This is a genomic window from Micromonospora sp. NBRC 101691 (genome assembly GCF_030269285.1).
GTDB classification, from domain to species: Bacteria; Actinomycetota; Actinomycetes; order Mycobacteriales; family Micromonosporaceae; genus Micromonospora; species Micromonospora echinospora.
Genome location: NZ_BSTB01000029.1, coordinates 23,363 through 40,780 on the forward strand (window position 1 = coordinate 23,363; position 17,418 = coordinate 40,780).

At 73.0% G+C, this 17,418-nt stretch carries 17 protein-coding genes; 3 read left to right on the forward strand and 14 right to left on the reverse strand.

What is annotated here, in order from left to right:
- Window positions 1-29: 29 nt before the first annotated feature.
- From QSK20_RS30010 to QSK20_RS30040, 7 genes are all read right to left on the reverse strand, one after another.
- The gene (locus QSK20_RS30010) at window positions 30-494 is read right to left on the reverse strand and encodes a DUF4442 domain-containing protein (protein WP_285791987.1); all 465 of its coding nucleotides are present in this window, start codon (window positions 492-494) and stop codon (window positions 30-32) included.
- Between the two features lie 67 nt (window positions 495-561).
- Window positions 562-1,875: an ABC transporter ATP-binding protein gene (locus QSK20_RS30015; protein ID WP_285791988.1), complete on the reverse strand. Its 1,314-nt coding sequence runs from the start codon at window positions 1,873-1,875 to the stop codon at window positions 562-564.
- 142 nt (window positions 1,876-2,017) lie between these two features.
- On the reverse strand, window positions 2,018-4,240 hold the full coding sequence (locus QSK20_RS30020) for a bifunctional glycosyltransferase/CDP-glycerol:glycerophosphate glycerophosphotransferase (RefSeq protein WP_285791989.1): 2,223 nt from the start codon (window positions 4,238-4,240) through the stop codon (window positions 2,018-2,020).
- A gap of 37 nt (window positions 4,241-4,277) precedes the next feature.
- Entirely contained in the window at window positions 4,278-6,266 is a 1,989-nt protein-coding gene (locus tag QSK20_RS30025; RefSeq protein ID WP_285791990.1) for a DUF5941 domain-containing protein, read from the reverse strand.
- Window positions 6,263-6,937 (reverse strand): ABC transporter ATP-binding protein, encoded by a 675-nt coding sequence (locus QSK20_RS30030; RefSeq protein WP_502889077.1) that lies wholly within the window; start codon window positions 6,935-6,937, stop codon window positions 6,263-6,265. Before QSK20_RS30030 ends, QSK20_RS30025 begins: the two co-directional genes overlap by 4 nt.
- 96 nt (window positions 6,938-7,033) lie before the next feature.
- The gene (locus QSK20_RS30035) at window positions 7,034-7,861 is read right to left on the reverse strand and encodes an ABC transporter permease (RefSeq protein WP_285791991.1); all 828 of its coding nucleotides are present in this window, start codon (window positions 7,859-7,861) and stop codon (window positions 7,034-7,036) included.
- Between the two features lie 78 nt (window positions 7,862-7,939).
- Window positions 7,940-9,310 carry an L-serine ammonia-lyase gene (locus QSK20_RS30040; RefSeq protein WP_285791992.1) on the reverse strand — a complete coding sequence of 457 codons (1,371 nt, stop codon included), beginning with the start codon at window positions 9,308-9,310 and terminating at the stop codon, window positions 7,940-7,942.
- A 265-nt stretch (window positions 9,311-9,575) separates the two neighbouring features.
- On the opposite strand from QSK20_RS30040, the gene QSK20_RS30045 reads away from it, so the two are divergent.
- On the forward strand, window positions 9,576-9,779 hold the full coding sequence (locus QSK20_RS30045; protein WP_091455626.1) for a PspC domain-containing protein: 204 nt from the start codon (window positions 9,576-9,578) through the stop codon (window positions 9,777-9,779).
- Window positions 9,780-9,874: 95 nt separating this feature from the next.
- Here QSK20_RS30045 and QSK20_RS30050 read toward each other — a convergent pair whose 3' ends face one another.
- Entirely contained in the window at window positions 9,875-10,648 is a 774-nt protein-coding gene (locus QSK20_RS30050; RefSeq protein ID WP_285791993.1) for a DUF4230 domain-containing protein, read from the reverse strand.
- Window positions 10,649-10,796: 148 nt separating this feature from the next.
- Between QSK20_RS30050 and QSK20_RS30055 the strand changes: the two genes are divergently transcribed.
- Complete coding sequence (locus QSK20_RS30055; RefSeq protein ID WP_088980974.1) at window positions 10,797-11,129, forward strand: ArsR/SmtB family transcription factor; 333 nt, start codon at window positions 10,797-10,799, stop codon at window positions 11,127-11,129.
- 16 nt (window positions 11,130-11,145) lie between these two features.
- Entirely contained in the window at window positions 11,146-11,646 is a 501-nt protein-coding gene (locus QSK20_RS30060; RefSeq protein WP_285791994.1) for an SRPBCC family protein, read from the forward strand.
- 51 nt (window positions 11,647-11,697) lie between these two features.
- Here the strand turns inward: QSK20_RS30060 and QSK20_RS30065 are convergent, their stop codons facing one another.
- From QSK20_RS30065 to pdxH, 6 genes are all read right to left on the reverse strand, one after another.
- Window positions 11,698-12,864, reverse strand: a complete 1,167-nt coding sequence (locus tag QSK20_RS30065) for an acyl-CoA dehydrogenase family protein (protein ID WP_285791995.1) — start codon at window positions 12,862-12,864, stop codon at window positions 11,698-11,700.
- A gap of 46 nt (window positions 12,865-12,910) precedes the next feature.
- Entirely contained in the window at window positions 12,911-13,216 is a 306-nt protein-coding gene (locus QSK20_RS30070; protein WP_285791996.1) for a type II toxin-antitoxin system VapB family antitoxin, read from the reverse strand.
- 148 nt (window positions 13,217-13,364) lie between these two features.
- Window positions 13,365-14,006 carry a nitroreductase family protein gene (locus QSK20_RS30075; RefSeq protein ID WP_285791997.1) on the reverse strand — a complete coding sequence of 214 codons (642 nt, stop codon included), beginning with the start codon at window positions 14,004-14,006 and terminating at the stop codon, window positions 13,365-13,367.
- 51 nt (window positions 14,007-14,057) lie between these two features.
- Entirely contained in the window at window positions 14,058-14,987 is a 930-nt protein-coding gene (locus QSK20_RS30080) for an aldose 1-epimerase family protein (RefSeq protein ID WP_285791998.1), read from the reverse strand.
- Window positions 14,988-15,183: 196 nt separating this feature from the next.
- Window positions 15,184-16,473: an MFS transporter gene (locus tag QSK20_RS30085; protein ID WP_285792037.1), complete on the reverse strand. Its 1,290-nt coding sequence runs from the start codon at window positions 16,471-16,473 to the stop codon at window positions 15,184-15,186.
- 41 nt (window positions 16,474-16,514) lie between these two features.
- On the reverse strand, window positions 16,515-17,174 hold the full coding sequence (pdxH, locus tag QSK20_RS30090; RefSeq protein WP_285791999.1) for a pyridoxamine 5'-phosphate oxidase: 660 nt from the start codon (window positions 17,172-17,174) through the stop codon (window positions 16,515-16,517).
- Window positions 17,175-17,418: the final 244 nt, after the last annotated feature.

Genomic DNA, 17,418 nt, shown 5'->3' on the forward strand with positions numbered 1-17,418 from the left:
CTCATTCCGCGCCCAGCCGCCGACAGCGGTCAGTTGGGTCGCAGGGTCCAGACGACGGTCATCGTGGTGGTGGGGGTGCCGTCGGCGGTGGTGATCTCGATCGACACCGGGAACTCCGGCCGGCGGCCGGCGTCCAGCTCGGCGACCACTTCCCCGGCCGGCCGGCCGAGGCGGGCGGTCGCGGTGACCGGCCCCATCGCCAGTCGGCGGTAGCCGATCTCGGCCCGCACGGCCAGCGGCGTCGCCCGGTCGAGCAGGTGACCGAAGGCCGCGAGCACCACCGCGCCGGAGGCGCTCTCGCCGAGGGTGAACATCGCCCCGGCGTGCGGGCCGCCGACGTGGTTGTGGGTCGCCGTGGTGTCGGGCAGCCGCAGCACGGCCCGGACACCGCCGTCGCCCTCGGCCTCGACCTCGACGACCTCCAGGTCGAGGGTACGGACGAACGGCACCGCCGCCAGCAGACCGGCAGCCACCTGACGCGAGTCAATCGACATACCCAGAGAGGCTACTGACCGGTAACTTCCCGGGCAAGGGGCAGCCGGGAGCCGCCCGTCACCGCGCTCAGCGCCAGCCCACGTCGATCCGGTCGCCCCGGTCGTCGAAGAAGTGCACGGCGTCCATCCGGACCGAGACCGCCAGTTGCTGGCCGGCGGTCACCGCCGGATACGGGGCCAGCCGGACGGACAGCTCCGCCGGACGGCGGTGGTGCCGGCCCGGCTCGCCGAGCACGCTGGCCCGGCTGTCGCGGATCACCGGCTGCTCCGGGGCCGGCTCCGCCGACCGACCGGTGAGTCGCTGCACCATCTGCCCGAGCCCTCGGCGCAGGCCGCGCGAGCCGGAGTCGGTGTCGTCCACGTCGACCCGCCGACCCATCTCGTCCACCACCACCGCCGTCGCCCCGACGTCGAGGAAGGCCAGCGACTCGTGCCCGTGGTGCTCCAGGAAGCGGATCCGCCCCTGGAGAACGTCGCCCGGGGCGTCCGGCGCGACCGGGGTCAGCGCCTCGGCACGCATCCCGACCACGATCCGCTCACCGTGGTAGTGCGCCACCGCCCGGCTGCGGATGTCGTCCCAGGGCAGGTAGAGCGACTGTTCGCCGAGGTTCAGCGCCACGTACCGGTCGAGGTGGACGTAGACCGACGCCTCCAGCAGGTTCATCCGGGGGCTGCCGAGGAAGGCGGCGACGTAGAGGGTGGCCGGGCGACCGTACACCTGGGTGGGGGTGCCGACGTCCTGGAGCACGCCCCGGCGCATGATGGCGACCCGGTCGGCCATGGTCAGCGCCTCGGCCTGGTCGTGGGTGACGTAGATGGTGGTGACGCCGAGTTCCCGGGTCAGCCCGGAGATCTCCGCCCGCAGTTCGGCACGGAGCCCGCTGTCGAGGTTGGACAGCGGCTCGTCCATCAGGAAGAGACGGGGCCGGCGGACGATCGCACGGCCCATCGCGACCCGCTGACGCTGCCCACCGGAGAGCTGGCTCGGCCGGCGGCCCAGCACGTCCCCGATGCCCAGCGCGCTGGCCACGCTCGCCACGCGCTCCTCCCGGGGACTCAACTCCATCCCGGTCAGCTTGAGCGGGAAGGCGATGTTGTCCTCCACCGTCATGTGCGGGTAGAGCGCGAAGTCCTGGAAGACCATGGCGACCCCCCGGTCGCGCGGGGTCAGGTCGTTGGCGTACTCGCCGTCGATCATCACCGCGCCGCTGGTCGGATCCTCCAGGCCGGCGACCATGCGCAACACCGTCGACTTCCCGCATCCCGACGGCCCGAGCAGCACCATGAACTCGCCGTCGTTCACATCGAGGCTGACGTTGTCCACCGCGAGCGTCCCGTTCGGGAACACCTTGGCGACATCCTTCAACGCGACGGTGGCCACCCGTCACCTCCCGCTGGTCGTCGCGGACACCGCATTGACTCTGACCAGCATCAAGGGATCGGGACATCGGGTAAACGTGTGATGTTCGCCTCGTGACAGGCCTATTACACCGACCGTCCCTCCTTCCGCCCCGGTATCCGCGTCATTCCATGTCACCCGGGCCGCCGCCGGCCGGCTCGCCGAGGAAGACCCGGCGGACCACCCGTTCGGCGGCCCGCCCGTCGTCCCAGACGCAGAACCGGGCCCGGAACCGCTGTCGTTCCCCGGTGGCCACCGACGAGTCGACCGCCCCGGAGCGGAACACGTCGACCAGGTCGGGAAAGGTGGTCGCCACCGCGCCCGGCGGTTCCTCGGTCACGTCGAAGTAGACCCCCCGCGCCAGCCGGTACGCCGCCAGGTCCGGCGCGTACACCACGATCGGCCGGTCCAGCACGGCGAAGTCGAACATCGCCGAGGAGTAGTCGGTGACCAGCACGTCGGCGGCGAGGTAGAGGTCCTCCACCGGCTCGTACCCGCTGACGTCGGTCACCCGGTCGCCGGACGGCCAGCCGGACCCGTCCGGCTCACGGTCGTGGAAGTAGTGGCTGCGCACCAGGAGTCGGCCACGGGGACCGAGCGCGTCGAGCAGTTGGTGGGGATCGAACGGGGGACGGTAGCCGGGAAGGTGCTCCCGGTGGGTGGGCGCGTAGAGCACCACCCGCTCCCCCGGCCCGACGCCGAGCCCCACCCGGATGTCGGCGACCTCGTCGGCGGTGGCGTTCACCAGCCGGTCGTTGCGCGGATAGCCCACCTCAAGGGTCACGTACGACGCCGGGTACGCCCGCTCCCACATCTGGGTGGAGAAACTGTTCGAGGAGATGCTGTAGTCCCACCGGTCGACCCGGCGCAGCAGCGCGGCGAAGTCCATCCCGGACGCGCCGAGCGGATACCGCCGCTGGTCCAGCCCCATCACCTTGACCGGGGTGCCGTGGTGCGTCTGCACGTGCACGGTGCCGGGGCGTTTGCGCACGTGGTCGGGGAAGTTGACGTTGTTGACCAGCCACCGGGCCCGGGCCAGCGCCCGGAAGTAGGCGGCGGTGCCGGCCACCACGTACTCCAGGCCGGGCGGCAACGAGTCGACCCGGTCCCGCCGGACGATCCACAACCCGCGTACATGCGGGGCCAGCCGGCGGGCGGCGGCGTGGATCGCGGCCGGGTTGCAGGCGTACCCCCGGTACCAGTACGCGGCGTAGACGGCGAGCGTCGGGTCGACCGGTCGGCGCAGCTCCGCCCGGTATCCGACGAGCAGCGCGGCGTCCCGGGTCAGCCGCGCCGCGCCGCGCAGCACCGGGACACCCCGCCGCCGCGCCGCCCGCACGGTCCGCCGGGCCGTCCCACCCGCCTGGTGGACGCCGCGCAGAGCGCTGAAGGTACGCCACCGTCCGGCCGCCACCAGCCGGTGCTTGAGCCCCTCGACCCCGTCCGGCGCCCGGTATCCGCCCGGTGGCCGCCACCGGGCGTGCTCGGCGACGACCCGGTCGAAGAACGCCGCCCGCAACTCCGGGGCGATCCGCTCGCCGTTGCCGAGCACCGTCAGGTAGTGCCAGACCATCCGTTCGAACAGCACCGGGCGCAACTCCTGCGCCCCGGCGGCGGCCGGATGGTCGGCCAGGAACCGGAACACCCGCTCCCACTGGGCGAAGACGTCGAAGTGCCGGTCCCCCGGGGTACGGGTGATCGCCCCGGCCCGCCGCTGCCGGTAGTTCACGCAGACCCGGTCGAGCAGCCCGATCCGCCCGGCGGCCAGCAGCACCGGGTAGCTGAACGAGACGTCCTCGTACCAGCCGGGCGCGAACCGCAGCCCGAGGGAGAGCAGGAACTCCCGGCGGACCAGCTTGTTCCAGGCGGTGTGCAGCAGGGCGACCGTCTCGGGGCGGTCCCGCAGCCGGAACGTCTCCGCCCCGACCGGTCCGGGGAGGACGTCCCGCAGCGCGCTGCGGGTGACGCTGTCGTCCCAGTGCGTCCGGACGTGGTCGACCAGGAGCACGTCCGGTCGGGTGGCCCGGAGCCGCGCGGCGACCACCGGGAGGCACCCGGGGGTGAGCCAGTCGTCGCCGTCGACGAACCAGACGTACTCGCCGGTGGCCCGGTCCAGCCCCACGTTGCGGGCCGGACCGAGCCCGACGTTTCCGGTCAGCCGGACCAGCCGGACCCGGGGGTCCCGGCCGGCGTAGCCGGTGAGGATCTCCGGGCTGGCGTCCGGGGAGCAGTCGTCGACGGCGATCACCTCGACGTCGTCGAACGCCTGCCCGAGCAGCGAGTCCAGGCACTCGCGCAGGTAGCCCTGGACCCGGTGGACCGGTACGACGAAGCTGATCAGCGCCATCCCGGGCCCCCCGGTCAGCCCACCGCGCGGCGCCCCCTCACCGCGCCGGGGCGCTCGCGGCGCGGGCCGGGACGGTCACCCAGGCGGCGACCACACTCATTACGAACACCACGAAAAGGTACGCACCGAGTGTAGCCATCCCCACCCACGCGAATCCGGCGATCAGCGCCACGACCAGCAGGACCGAGCGCCCCTCCCAGCCCAGCGTGAGGTCGTGCAGCGGCGGGGCGGGCTGCCGCTTCTCCAGCCGGGCCACCAGGTCGTAGTGGAGCAGCGTCAGCACGAAGACGTACCCGAAGACCAGGGGCAACGGCACGTCGCCGGCCACCCCGACGGCGATCGCGAAGACGTACTCGGCGGCCCGCAGCGCGGCCGGCACCAGCCAGTCCAGCGGCCCCTCGGCCCGACCCCGCGCGGCGAGGCCGGCGGCGAGCAGCACCAGCAGCGCCACCGGGGCGGCCCAGCGGGCCGTCTCCCCACCGGTCAGCGCCGCACCGAGCAGGCCGAGCGCGGCCAGCGCGGCGAGCACCGCGAGGGGGAGCTGCGCCGGGATCCGCCCGCCGAACCGGCGCAGCAGCAGGCCGTCGTCGCGGTGCAGGCCGGCGTCGACGGTGCCGAGCGCCGGCACCCGCAGGAACCGGGCCCGCAGGGTGCGCAGCGCCCCCGTGTACGCGAACGCCAGCCCACCCCAGACCAGGACGGCGACCAGGGCGACCCGGGTGTCGAAGAGTGCGGCGGCCAACGCGATCAGCGCCCAGCGTTCCCCGATCGGGAAGACCACGGTCCGCTTCAGCCAGTACGACAGCGAGCCGGTGTCGTTCTGCACCCGGTTCGACGCGGCGTTCAGCCGGTCGCCGATGCCCCCACCGGTGCTGGCGGCCTTCGGCCGGCGGGCCGCCGCGTCGTGCAGCACCCCGTACCAGGCGTCGACGTGGTGCCGCACGGTCTGGAGGGTCATCGCGGCGAGCGCCAGGACCCAGCCGTCGCCCAGCCCGGCGTGCGTCATCCCGAAGCCGAGCCCGGCGTAGACGACGTACTCCTTGGCCCGGTCGGCCATGGTGTCCAGCCAGCCGCCCCACGGGCTGAAGTTGCGGGTGTACCGGGCGAGCTGCCCGTCCACGCAGTCGAGCATGAACCCGAGGTAGAGCAGCACGCCACCGGCCACCAGCGCGGGCCGCCCGCCGACGCCGAACAGCACCGCCGCGACCACGGCGAAGAGCACCGAGATCATGGTGACCCCGGTCGGCGTCAGCCCCAGCCGCGCGCAGAGCTTCGTCACGTACGGCGACCAGGTGCTGACGAAGTAGGTGGTGAAGAAGTCGTCCCGCTCCTTCACCGACAGCCGCAGCTCGGCCGCGTCCTCGTCCACCCCGGCCAGCTCGGCGCGGGCGGCGGCCAGCCCGGTCGGGTCGACCACCCGGTGCGCGACGAGCAGGCGCACCCGGTGCGCGAAGGTCAGCACCCCGGTGGCCGTGAACGCGGCGAAGAGCCGGTCCAGGTCGGCGCCGACCAGCGCGGCGTCGGACCCGCCCGGTCCACCGGCCGGACCGGGGCCGGGCAGGCCCGGGTCGGTGGACGTACCGGCGGGGACGGTCGTGGTGGCGGCTGTCCGGGCCGCGGCGACCAGCGCGGGCAGGTCGGCCGGGACGACCCGCAGCGCACCGCCGAAACTGCCGGTGGCGTCGGGCAGCGTCCCGGTGGAGCCGGCGGACACCACCTGGCCGCGTTCCTCGCGGACCACCGCGTGCCGGTCGGCCGGCGGGTCGGCCAGCACCAGCGCGGCCGTGCCCGGGACCGGGCTGGTGGCGAGGTGCTTCAGCACGGTGGTGTGGGCCACCAGGTCCGCTCCGGAGACCAGCACCGGCCCGGTCGCGTGCCCGGCCAGCGCGGCCAGCTCGCCCAGGTCGGCGGCGACCCGGACCTCGGTCGCCCCGGCGGCCCGCCACTGCGCGACGAGGTGGGGAACGGCGTCGTCGGGAAGCGCCGCCGCCGGCCCCCCGGCGGCGAGCACGATCGCGAGCGTCACCGGGTGACCGACCGGTGGTACGCGGCGAGCGCCTCGTCCAGCGACCCGTCGACGGTCAACCGGCCACCGTCGAGGTAGAGACCCCGACGGCAGAACCGGGTCAGGTCCTTCTCGTTGTGTGACACCAGCACCAAGGTGCGCCCCTCCGCGAGCAGTCGGTCGATCGTGGCGTAGCACTTCGCACGGAACTCCGCGTCCCCGACGGCCGTCACCTCGTCCATCAGCAGCACGGGGTGCGGCAGCCGGCTGACGATCGCGAAGCCGAGCCGGATCTTCATCCCGGAGGAGTAGTGCCGTACCGGAGTGTCGACGGCCCGCTCGACCTGCTCGCCAGCGAAGGAGATGATGTCATCGAAGTGCCGCCGGAGGTAATCCGGAGAGAGCCCGTGCAGGCCACCGACCAGGTGCAGGTTCTCCCGCCCGGTCAGGTCACCGGCGAAGCCGGCGGAGAGTTCCAGCAGCGGGGCGACCGCGCCACGCACCCGGATCCGGCCCTCGTCGGGGATCAGCACCCCGGCGATCAGCCGTAGCAGGGTGCTCTTGCCACTGCCGTTGCGGCCCAGCACACCGACCCGTTCCCCGGGGGCGATCGTGAACGACACCTTCCGCAACGGCCAGAACCGGCCGCCGTCCGGGTCCCGGCCGCCCCGGTGGACGACCAGCTCGCGCAGGCGCAACCGCCGCCGCCGGTTACGGGCGAACCGGATGCCCAGCCCGTCCGCCTCGATCATCGCGGTCACTCCCCGCCGCTCCCCGGGACGCACGCCTCACAACTCCTTGAGTACGGCCGGTTCGAGACGACGGAACGCCAGCCGACCGGCGACGAACACGAGGAGACTGCCGGCGACCGAGGTGACCAGCAGCCGGGTGTCCGGGAACTCGTCCGGATACCAGGCCGCGTGGTGCAGCTGCACGATGCCGACCAGCGGGTTCAGCTCGTAGAGCGCCTTGCACCAGCCGGGGACCGGGGAGTCCCGCACCAGGCTCAGCGGATAGATGATCGGCGTGGCGTAGAAGAGCACCCGGAGCACCAGGCGCATCACCCGTTCCACGTCGCGCACCAGCACGTTGAGGGCGGAGAGCAGCAGCGCCACCCCGACCAGCAGGACCGCCTGCACCAGCAGGGCCAACGGGAGGGCGAGCAGCTCCACGCCCGGGTCGATCCGGCCGCGCAGGGCGTAGACCGCGGCGACGCCGACCAGGATCGGCAGGCCGGCGACGTACTCGGCGAACCGGCCGGCGACCCGGCCGACCGGGAAGATCTCCCGGGGCACGTTCAGCACGGTGACCAGCCGGGCCTGGCCGGTCAGCGCGTTGGCCGCCTCGGTGATCGCCGAGGCGGCCCACTGCCAGGCGAAGATCCCGGCGACCAGGAAGAGCGGGTACGACCCGGCCGCCTCGCCGAGGTGCCGACCGGTGTCCCGGGCGTACAGGACCCCGAAGACGAAGTAGTAGACCGCGCCCAGGCCGAGCGGCTCGATCAGCGACCAGAGGTACCCGAGCACGGACCGCTGGTACTTCACCGCCAGGTCGCGGCGGACCAGGATGCGCAGCGCGTTGCGGTGCGACCACAGGGTCGCGGCACCGGTCGCCACCGTCGCCTCCCGCCCCGGCCCGCACTCCGGCGACCGGCTCGCCGGGATGCCGTCACACGGGTCGCCCGGCCTCCGGGCTCAGCACTCGATCACGTTGACCGCGAGACCCCCGCGTGCCGTCTCCTTGTACTTGACCTTCATGTCGGCGCCGGTCTCCCGCATCGTCTTGATCACCTTGTCCAGGGAGACCGCGTGTACCCCGTCGCCCCGCAGCGCGAGCCGGGCGGCCGTGATCGCCTTGATGCTAGCCACCGCGTTCCGCTCGATGCAGGGGATCTGCACCAGACCCCCGACCGGGTCACAGGTCAGGCCGAGGTTGTGCTCCATGCCGATCTCGGCGGCGTTCTCCACCTGGGCCGGGGTGCCGCCGAGCGCCTCGGCCAGCCCGGCCGCCGCCATCGAACAGGCCGAACCGACCTCGCCCTGGCAGCCGACCTCGGCACCGGAGATCGAGGCGTTCTCCTTGAAGAGCACCCCGATCGCCCCGGCCGCCAGGAGGAAGCGGACCACGCCCTCGTCGTCGGCGCCCGGCACGAAGCGGGCGTAGTAGTGCAGCACCGCCGGGATGATCCCGGCCGCTCCGTTGGTGGGAGCGGTGACCACCCGCCCGCCGGCCGCGTTCTCCTCGTTGACCGCCAGGGCGAACAGCGTGACCCAGTCCATCACCCGCAGCGGGTCCGCGCTTCCCGCGTCCGCCTCCAGCCCCCGGCGCAGCTCCGCCGCGCGCCGCCGGACCTTCAACCCACCGGGGAGTACGCCGTCGCGCGCGCAGCCCCGGTCGACGCACTCCCGCATCACCCGCCAGATCCTAAGCAGGCCGGCGCGAACCTCCGCCTCGCTGCGCCAGGACAGCTCGTTGGCGAGCATCACCTCGCTGATCGACAGCCCGGTGGCGGTGGTGACCTCCAGCAACTCCACGCCGGTGGCGAACGGATACCGGACGGCGGTGGTGTCCGGCCGGATCCGGTCCGCGCCGGCCGCCGCCTCGTCCACCACGAACCCGCCACCGACCGAGTAGTACGTGCGGGTGCGCAGCTCGGCCCCGTCGGCGTCGTACCCGGTGAAGGTCATCCCGTTGGGGTGGTACGGCAGCGACCGCCGCCGGTGCAGGACCAGGTCCCGGTCCGGGTCGAAGTCGATCTCGTGTACGTCGAGCAGGCGCAGCCGCCGCTCGCTACGGACCCGGTCCACCAGGGGGCCGACGCCGTCGGTGTCGACCGTCTCCGGGGCCTCACCGGCCAGGCCGAGCAGGACCGCCCGGTCGCTGCCGTGCCCGTGCCCGGTCGCGCCGAGCGATCCGAACAGTTCGGCGCGCACCCGGGCGGTGCCGGCGAGCAGCCCGTCGGCCTTGAGCCCCTCCACGAAGGTACGCGCGGCGCGCATCGGCCCGACCGTGTGCGAACTCGACGGCCCGATGCCGACACTGAAGAGATCGAAGACGCTGATCATGACCCGCACCTCTCCCCTCGGCCCCGGCGACGTCGGCGGGGCCGCCGGCGAGCGTACCCGCCCTGGTCACGGTTTCCCCGATCGGTCGCCACCACACCCGCGCCGATCGCCGCCGTCGGGGAGGGGTCACCCCATTCCGGCGCGGGTAAGTACCTACGGGTACGCCGGTTGCCGATCCACCTGCGGGCCGAGGGCGCGGTGGCGCGCCCCGCCTACCGTGGATTGCAGAGGCGGCCAAAGCGCCGCAGAGTGGGAGTAGACGACGATGAGTCGCAAACTGGTCCGGCCCCGTCAGGGGCGCATGTTCGCCGGTGTCTGCGCCGGCCTGGCCCAGCGGTTCGGTAGGTCTCCCGGGTTCGTCCGACTGCTGTTCCTCCTGTCCCTGCTGCTGCCCGGCACCCAGGTCATCGTCTACCTGGTGCTCTGGCTCCTGATGCCCAACGAGGACCGGTACGCCGTCCAGTACTGACCCCCGCCGCCACGCCCGACGTGGCGTGACCCGACGACCACGACGCCCGCCCCGGCTTCCCGGGGCGGGCGTCGCCACGTCGCGGCGTCGCAGGGTCAGGGCTTGGTGTAGGTGACGGTGACCGTCTGGTAGCCGAGTGAACGGAGCAGTCCCTCCAGCATCTTGCGGGTGTTCGCCTCGGCTCGGGCCGCGAGTTCGCTGTCCCGGGCGGCGGCGGTGATCCGCTCCTCGGCCAGCCGGTAGACCTCCCGCTGCCGGTTCGGGTCGTCGGCGAAGACGTCGCCGAGCCGGTTGAGCAGCCCCCGCTTCTCGGCGAAGACGTAGCTCTTCTCGATGTCGAGGTTGGTGTCGCTCATCTGGGGCGCGGGGAGAGTGATCTCGACGGACTTCCCGTCGGCGGACTCCACCACCGCCCCTTCGGCGATCTTCGAGAAGTCGACGTACGCCTCGACCCGGCCCGCCCCGACGAAGAGGGTGCGCTCGTTGAGCAGGAAGTCCGGGACGTACTTCCGGTCGGTCTCCAGGTCGACGACGACCTGGAAGTTGCCCTCGGCGGCCACGTAGCGGCTGAGGTCCCGGATCGACTTCAGCAGCGGCGGCTGGCTGCGGTCGGTGGTCTCCTGGGCGAACGGGTTACGCCAGCTCGGCCAGAGGCCGGTCACCTGGGTGCCGAGCAGGACCACCACGACCAGCGCGGCGGCCCCGAGCACCAGGAGCAGCCCACGGGCCGGGCCACGGCGACCGGCGTCGTCGGGCCCGTCGGGCTCGGCGACCGGCCGGGCAGCCGGTGCCGGGTCGGTCGACGCGCTGTCGGCCGGGTATTCCGGGAACTCGCGCGTGGGCTGGTTGACATCGCCGTTGCGGGACATCGCCCTCACCGTCCTCGGTCGTGACATTGCTGTCTGGGAATGACGGTACGTCCCCGGTACGACACGCGCCCGTCGAGCGGTGCTCGGATTCGTCCCGGGCAGACCGGGTGCTTGCGCCCACCGCCCGGGGCCACTAACGTACAACCACATGGTTGTAGATGAGTTGGATCAGGCGGAGGTCGACCGCGTCTTCCACGCCCTGGCCGACGCCACCCGCCGCGACATCCTCGCCCGGGTGATCCGCGGTGGGCAGTCCGTGACGGCGCTCGCGCGGCACTACACCATGAGCTTCGCGGCGGTGCAGAAACACGTGGCCGTCCTCGAACGGGCGTCTCTCGTCACGAAGCAGCGCAAGGGCAGGGAACAGATCGTGCACGGTGACCTGGCGGCGTTGCGCCGCGTGAGCCAGCTCCTCGACGCGTACGAGGAGCTGTGGCGCCACCGGGTGCACCGCATGGACCAGATTCTGGACGAGGAATGAAAAGGTAGGTCGACAGATGCCTGTCATCAGTTCGCAGAAGGACCCCGAGGCGAGGACCCTCACCATCGTCGCCGAGTTCGACGCCGGCGTGGAGCGGGTGTGGCAGCTCTGGGCCGACCCGCGCCAGCTGGAGCGCTGGTGGGGCCCGCCGGAGTGGCCCGCCACCTTCGACCGGCACGACTTCGTGGTGGGTGGCGCCTCCCGCTACCACATGACCGGCCCGGAGGGCGAGAAGTCGCGCGGCTGGTGGACGATCACCGCCATCGACGCCCCGCACCGGCTGGAGTTCGACGACGGCTTCGCCGGCGAGGACGGCGAACCGGTCGACCCCGAGGACCACAACCACGGCATGGTGACCCTGGAGCAGGTCGGTGACCGCACCCGCATGACGACGGTCTCCACGTTCCGGAGCGCCGAACAGATGGAGGAACTGGTCGCCATGGGCATGGAGGAGGGCTCCCGCGCGGCCATGGGGCAGATCGACGCGCTGCTCGCCGGGGATCGCGCGGCCGGCTAGACCGCCTGCGCAGGTCGTCCGGCGGGAACGGGGGACCAGCTGGTCGTCGGCCTAGGTGAAGGCGGAGACGCCGGTCAGCTTCTGGCCGATGACCAGCTGGTGGATCTCCGAGGTGCCCTCGTAGGTGAGCACGCTCTCCAGGTTGTCGCCGTGCCGCATCACCGGGTACTCCCCGGAGACGCCGTTCGCGCCGAGGATCGTCCGGCACTGGCGGGCGATGGCCAGCGCCTCCCGGACGTTGTTGAGCTTGCCGACGCTGACCTGCTCCGGACGGAGGCTGCCCGCGTCGGCCAGCCGGCCCAGGTGCAGGGCGAGCAGGTAGCCCTTCTGCCACTCCACCGCCATGTCGGCCAGCTTGGCCTGGGTCAACTGGAACCCGGCGATCGGCCGGCCGAACTGGGTCCGCGTGGTGGCGTACCGCAGGGTCGTCTCCAGGCACTCCCGGGCCGCGCCGAGCGCGCCCCAGACGATGCCGTGCCGGGCCTCGGTGAGGCAGCTCAGCGGGGCCTTCAGCCCGACCGCCCCCGGCAGCAGGGCGTCCGCCGGGAGCCGGACGTCGTCGAGGGAGATCTCACCGGTCACCGACGCGCGCAGCGACATCTTGCGGCGGATCTCACGGGTGGCCACCCCGGGCGTGTCCAGCGGTACGGCGAACCCGCGCACCCCTTCCTCGGCCCGTGCCCAGATCACCGCGACGTCCGCGACCGGCGCGTTGGTGATCCACATCTTGCCGCCGGTGAGCAACCAGTCGTCGCCGTCCCGGCGGGCCCGGGTCGCCATCGACGCGGGGTCGGAGCCGTGGTCCGGCTCGGTCAGCCCGAAGCAGCCGATCAGCTCGCCGGTCGCCATGCCGGGCAGCCATCGCTGCTTCTGCTCCTCGCTGCCGTACCGCCAGATGGCGTACATGGCCAGCGCGCCCTGCACCGAGACCAGGGAGCGCACGCCCGAGTCGCCGGCCTCCAGTTCCAGGCAGGCCAGGCCGTACGCGACCGCCGAGGAACCGGCGCAGCCGTACCCGGTCAGGTGCATGCCGAGCAGGCCGAGCCTGCCGAACTCCCGGGCCAGCTCGCGGGCGGGCACCTCACCCCGCTCGTACCAGTCGGCGACGTACGGGCGTACCCGGTCGTCGACGAGCCGGCGCACGACGGCGCGGATCTGCCGTTCCTCCTCGCCGAGCGACGAGTCCAGGTCGAGCAGGTCGAGGGTGGGTGCGCTCATGCCGTCACCCTAACGATCCCTCAGGCGCGGACGCGACACCGCAGGGCTACTCGGTCTGGCCGCTCAGCACGAGCACCCGGGCGTGGATCTGGTTGCGCTGCTGGAGGGCGGCGCGCAGCGCCCGGTGCAGCCCGTCCTCCAGGTAGAGACCGCCGTTCCACTGCACCACGTGCGGGAAGAGGTCACCGTAGAAGGTGGAGTCCTCGGCGAGGAGCTTGTCCAGCGCCAACTCCCGCTTGGTGGTGATCAGCTGGTCGAGGCGGAGCGGGCGCGGTGGGATCTCGGCCCACTGCTTGAGGGTGAGGTGGTGCTCCGGGTAGGGACGCCCGTCCCGAACCGCTCTGAAGATCACGACGGCACGCTCCCCTCCCCTTTGCCGAGCCGGCCGGCACCCGCCAGCCGAGGGCCGCGGCGTGACACCGCGACCCAGCGGTATTCGATGACCTTGCCAGCCTAGCGGCCCCCGTCACTTCACATTTTGCTCCCTCTTGTCAGCTTCGCTACTCGGCCGCGTTCCCCGCGTCCGGAGTGGGAGCCGGTCGGCCCCAACGTCCCCGGTGCACCACCTCGTCGACCGGTCGACGTCCCCGACGCAACGACGGTGACCGCTGGTCAGGTGCCCGGTAACCGACGGTGATCGCACCGACCGGAGTGAACTCCGCCGGAACGTCGAACGCGGCCCGGTACGCCGCGGTGCGCTCCGGCGGGATACCGAAGAAGCACGCCCCCAGTCCCTCGTCCACGGCGGTGAGCAGCATCAGCAACGAGGCGAACCCGGCGTCGACGTGCCAGTACGGCACCGGCCAGCGCTCCTCGGCGCGGTCCGTCCAGCCCTTGTCCGGCTCGGCGTACCGGTCGAGGTAGGCGGAGCGGTTGGCGTGCGGCACCACGATCAGCGGAGCCCGTCGCATCCCGGCCAGCCAGCGGTCCCGGCCGCCCCGTTCGGGCGTCGCCGCAGCCCAGAACCGCTCCCGGTCGGTCGGGTCGGTCAGGACCAGGAAACCCCAGCCCTGGGCGAAACCGGCCGACGGCGCGCGGATCGCGTGGTCGAGCAGCCGGTCCACCACCTCCGGCGGGACGGGGCGGTCCGGGTCGTAGTTGCGCACCATCCGTCGCCGCCGGACGACCTCCGCGAACTCCATGCCGCGCCTCCTTCTCCGTCGGTCACTCAGGCTCTCTTCTCCGTCGGCCGCTCAGACTCCGGGCCGGACGCCCCAGGTGCCCCGCCAGGTCTGGTCGGGGGCCAGCGTGATCAGGTCCCGGCCGGAGCGGAACGCGTCCGGCGGGCAGGTCATCGGCTCCACCGCCACCGATCGGCGGTGCCGCTCACCGGACAGCGCGTCACCGGTGAACACCTGCCACCAGCCGAACTCGGCGCCTGCCCAGAGACGCACCGCGTCCGAACCGTCCGGGGCGGCGAGGGTGACCGTCGAGCCGCCGTCGGCGTCCCGGATCACCGCGCCGAAGGTGGTGTCCAGCACCGCGTCACCGATCGGGCGGGGCACCGTCCAGTCGTACTTGGTGCCGGCCACCGGGGCCGCGCCGACCGGCAGCAGCCGGCCGTCCACCACCAGCCGGTTGCGTCCGGGGACCCGCATCAGCATGTCGTCCACGGCCACGCCGGGCAGTCGCAGGTACGGGTGCACGGCGAGACCGAACGGGGCCGGCTCGGTGGCGAGGTTGGTCACCTCGTGTTCCGCGCGCAGCCCGTCCGCTCCCACGCTCCACCGGGTACGCAGCCGCAGCGCCCACGGGTAGGCCGGGTGCGGCGGCAGGTCGTAGCCCACGGTCACCACGTCCTCGGCCTGCTCGACCAGTCGCCACGGCACCCAGTTCACCAGGCCGTGGATGGCGACGTGCCGGCTCGGCTCGGTCAGCGGCAGCGCGTACGACCGCCCGTCGAAGGTGTACGCGCCGTCCCGGATCCGGTTCGGCCAGGGGGCGAGCACCTGCCCGGCGGACCCGGGGCAGATCTCGTCGGCGCCGTAGCCGTCGACGTAGTCGACGCCGTCGCGGCGGTACGCCCGCAGTCCACCCCCCACCTCCACGATGACGGCCTCGTGACCGGCGGCGGCGATGGTCCACTGTGCTCCGGAGGGCGGAGTGGGCTCGGTGGTCTGCATGCCGGCGACCCTAGTCCCTGGACCACCGCCGCGCCCGACGGCCTCACGTCCACCGTCGCGTCCGACGGCCTCACGTCCACCGCCGCGCCCGGGGCTGCCCGGCCGACACCGCCTCCGGCGACCGTACGTCCGCTGCCGTGCACCGGGCCGCCCGGCCGACACCGCGTCCGGCCGCCGTACGACCGCCCCGCCCGGCTCAGGGCTGCCGGGTGGTGGCGGGCGGGGCGGTCCGGTAGCGGGCCAGGGCGGGGAAGGCGACCGCGAGCAGCACGGCCAGTACCGCCGCGGCCAGGCCGCCGCCGACCCAGGCCACCCCGCTGCCGAGGCCGGCGGCCATCGAACCGGCCCGCAGATCGCCCAGGCGGGGCCCACCGGCGACGACCACGGTGTTCACCCCCTGGAGCCGACCACGCATCCGGTCCGGCGCGTGCACCAGCAGCATCGACTGTCGCAGCACCGCGCTGACCAGGTCGGCGGCACCCGCCACGGCGAGCAGCCCGACGGCCAGCCAGAGCTGCCCGGCGAGCCCGGCCAGGGCGACCGCCACGCCCCAGCCGACCACCGCCACGACCAGCGCCAATCCCTGCCGCTGGAGCCGACCGATCCAGCCGGAGGTCAACCCGCCGAGCAGCGCGCCGAACGCGATCGCGCTGAACAGCCAGCCGACCGCCGCGCCGCCACCGAAGCGCTCCTCGGCGACCTCCGGAAAGAGCGCCCGGGGCATGGCCAGGATCATGGCGATCAGGTCGATGACGAACGACAGCATCAGCACCCGGGTGGTGACCAGGTAGCGGAAGCCGTCCACCACGCTGGCCAGTCCCCGCCGGCGCGGAGCGCCGTCCGGGTCCGGTTCGGGCGGCAGGGCCGGCAGTCCCCGGGCGGCCCAGATCAGCGCGGTGAGCAGCAGGGCGTCCGCCGCGTACGCGATCGGGAGGCCGGTGTCGGTGCCCCAGATGCCGAAGATCAGCCCGGCGACCATCGGCCCGGCCACCGTGGCCGCGGTGTTGGTGGTGTAGTTCAGCGTGCTGGCCGCCGGCACCAGGTCCAGCGGCACCAGCCGGGGCAGCATCGCGCTGCGCGCCGGCGAGGAGATGGCGAACGCGACCGACTGCACCGCCACCAGGGCCAGCAGCAGCACCGGGCTGCGCGCCCCGAGCAGCGCCTGCACCAGCAGCCCGAGCGTGGACAACCAGAGCAGCACGGAACCCACCAGCAGCACCTGACGGCGGTCCCGGCGGTCGGCGATCACCCCGCCCCAGAGCCCGAAGACCAACAACGGCAGGAAGGCGGCCACCCCGATCAGCCCGACCCAGAACGAGTCGCGGGTCAGCGCGTACATCTCGACCGGGACCGCGACGGCGGTGAACTGGAAGCCGAACATCGCCACGCTGTTGCCGGTCCAGAGCCGCCGGTACGTGGGCACCCGCAGCGGACGCAGGTCGATCGCCCAGCGGCGGGCGGCACCCCCCGACCGTTCCCCCGCCACCCGGGTCGCGTCCTTCGCCCCGGTCGCGTCCTGCACCCCGGTCACGGCGCGAGCCGTTCGACGATCCAGTCGCCCTGCTCGGTACGGCGGTAACGGAAACGGTCGTGCAGCCGGTTGGCCCGTCCCTGCCAGAACTCGACCACGTCCGGGGCGACCCGCAGCCCGCCCCAGTGCGGCGGGGGCGGGACCGGGTCGGTGCCGGCGAACCGCTCGGCCACCTCCCGCTGGCGCTCCACCAGGTAGTCGCGGTCGGGAATCACCTGGGACTGCGGGCTGGCCCAGGCGCCGAGTTGGGAGCCGCGCGGCCGGCTGGCAAAGTACTCCTCCGTCTCGGCCCGCTCCACCGGCCCCACCCGTCCGGTGACGGTCACCTGCCGGCCGACGGCGAACCACGGGAAGACCAGGCTGGCGTACGGGTTGGCGAGCGCCTCGGCGCCCTTGCGTGAGGTGTGGTTCGTGAAGAAGACGAAACCCTCGGGGTCGTACCGCTTGAGCAGGACGGTCCGCCCGCTCGGGCGGCCGGCCGCGTCGGCGGTGCCGACCACCATCGCGGTCGGCTCGGGCAGCGCGGCGGCGACCACGTCCCGGAACCAGCGGTCGAACTGGGTGCACCAGTCGGCCGCCAGATCCGCCCGGGAAAGCCCTTTCTGCTCGGCGTTCCCGGGCGACCCGACGTCCGGGACCACTGTGTCTCCCGTCACGTTCCCCTCCTCTTTGCCTGCCGATACGGTGCCACACACCGTTGACCAGCACGTTGTGCCCCGGGTCACCACGATGTTGCGGTTGCCCGCCCCGTCGGATGTCGCCTGTAGCACAGTGGTTGCGGGTCGCAAACCCGGTTGTCCACCAGGCAAGATGTTCCGAACACATCCCTGAGGGTCGCCTACGGCGCCCGGCCGACCGGCCGGATGAGCCCAGGCGGGCGCACCGAGCAGATCCAAGGAG

Coding starts and splice junctions, on each gene's coding strand:
- QSK20_RS30010 (WP_285791987.1), bottom strand. CDS start 494: ATGTCGATTGACTCGCGTCAGGTGGCTGCCGGTCTGCTGGCGGCGGTG.
- QSK20_RS30020 (WP_285791989.1), bottom strand. CDS start 4,240: ATGGCGCTGATCAGCTTCGTCGTACCGGTCCACCGGGTCCAGGGCTAC.
- QSK20_RS30040 (WP_285791992.1), bottom strand. CDS start 9,310: ATGATCAGCGTCTTCGATCTCTTCAGTGTCGGCATCGGGCCGTCGAGT.
- QSK20_RS30045 (WP_091455626.1), top strand. CDS start 9,576: ATGAGTCGCAAACTGGTCCGGCCCCGTCAGGGGCGCATGTTCGCCGGT.
- QSK20_RS30050 (WP_285791993.1), bottom strand. CDS start 10,648: ATGTCCCGCAACGGCGATGTCAACCAGCCCACGCGCGAGTTCCCGGAA.
- QSK20_RS30055 (WP_088980974.1), top strand. CDS start 10,797: ATGGTTGTAGATGAGTTGGATCAGGCGGAGGTCGACCGCGTCTTCCAC.
- QSK20_RS30060 (WP_285791994.1), top strand. CDS start 11,146: ATGCCTGTCATCAGTTCGCAGAAGGACCCCGAGGCGAGGACCCTCACC.
- QSK20_RS30065 (WP_285791995.1), bottom strand. CDS start 12,864: ATGAGCGCACCCACCCTCGACCTGCTCGACCTGGACTCGTCGCTCGGC.
- QSK20_RS30075 (WP_285791997.1), bottom strand. CDS start 14,006: ATGGAGTTCGCGGAGGTCGTCCGGCGGCGACGGATGGTGCGCAACTAC.
- QSK20_RS30080 (WP_285791998.1), bottom strand. CDS start 14,987: ATGCAGACCACCGAGCCCACTCCGCCCTCCGGAGCACAGTGGACCATC.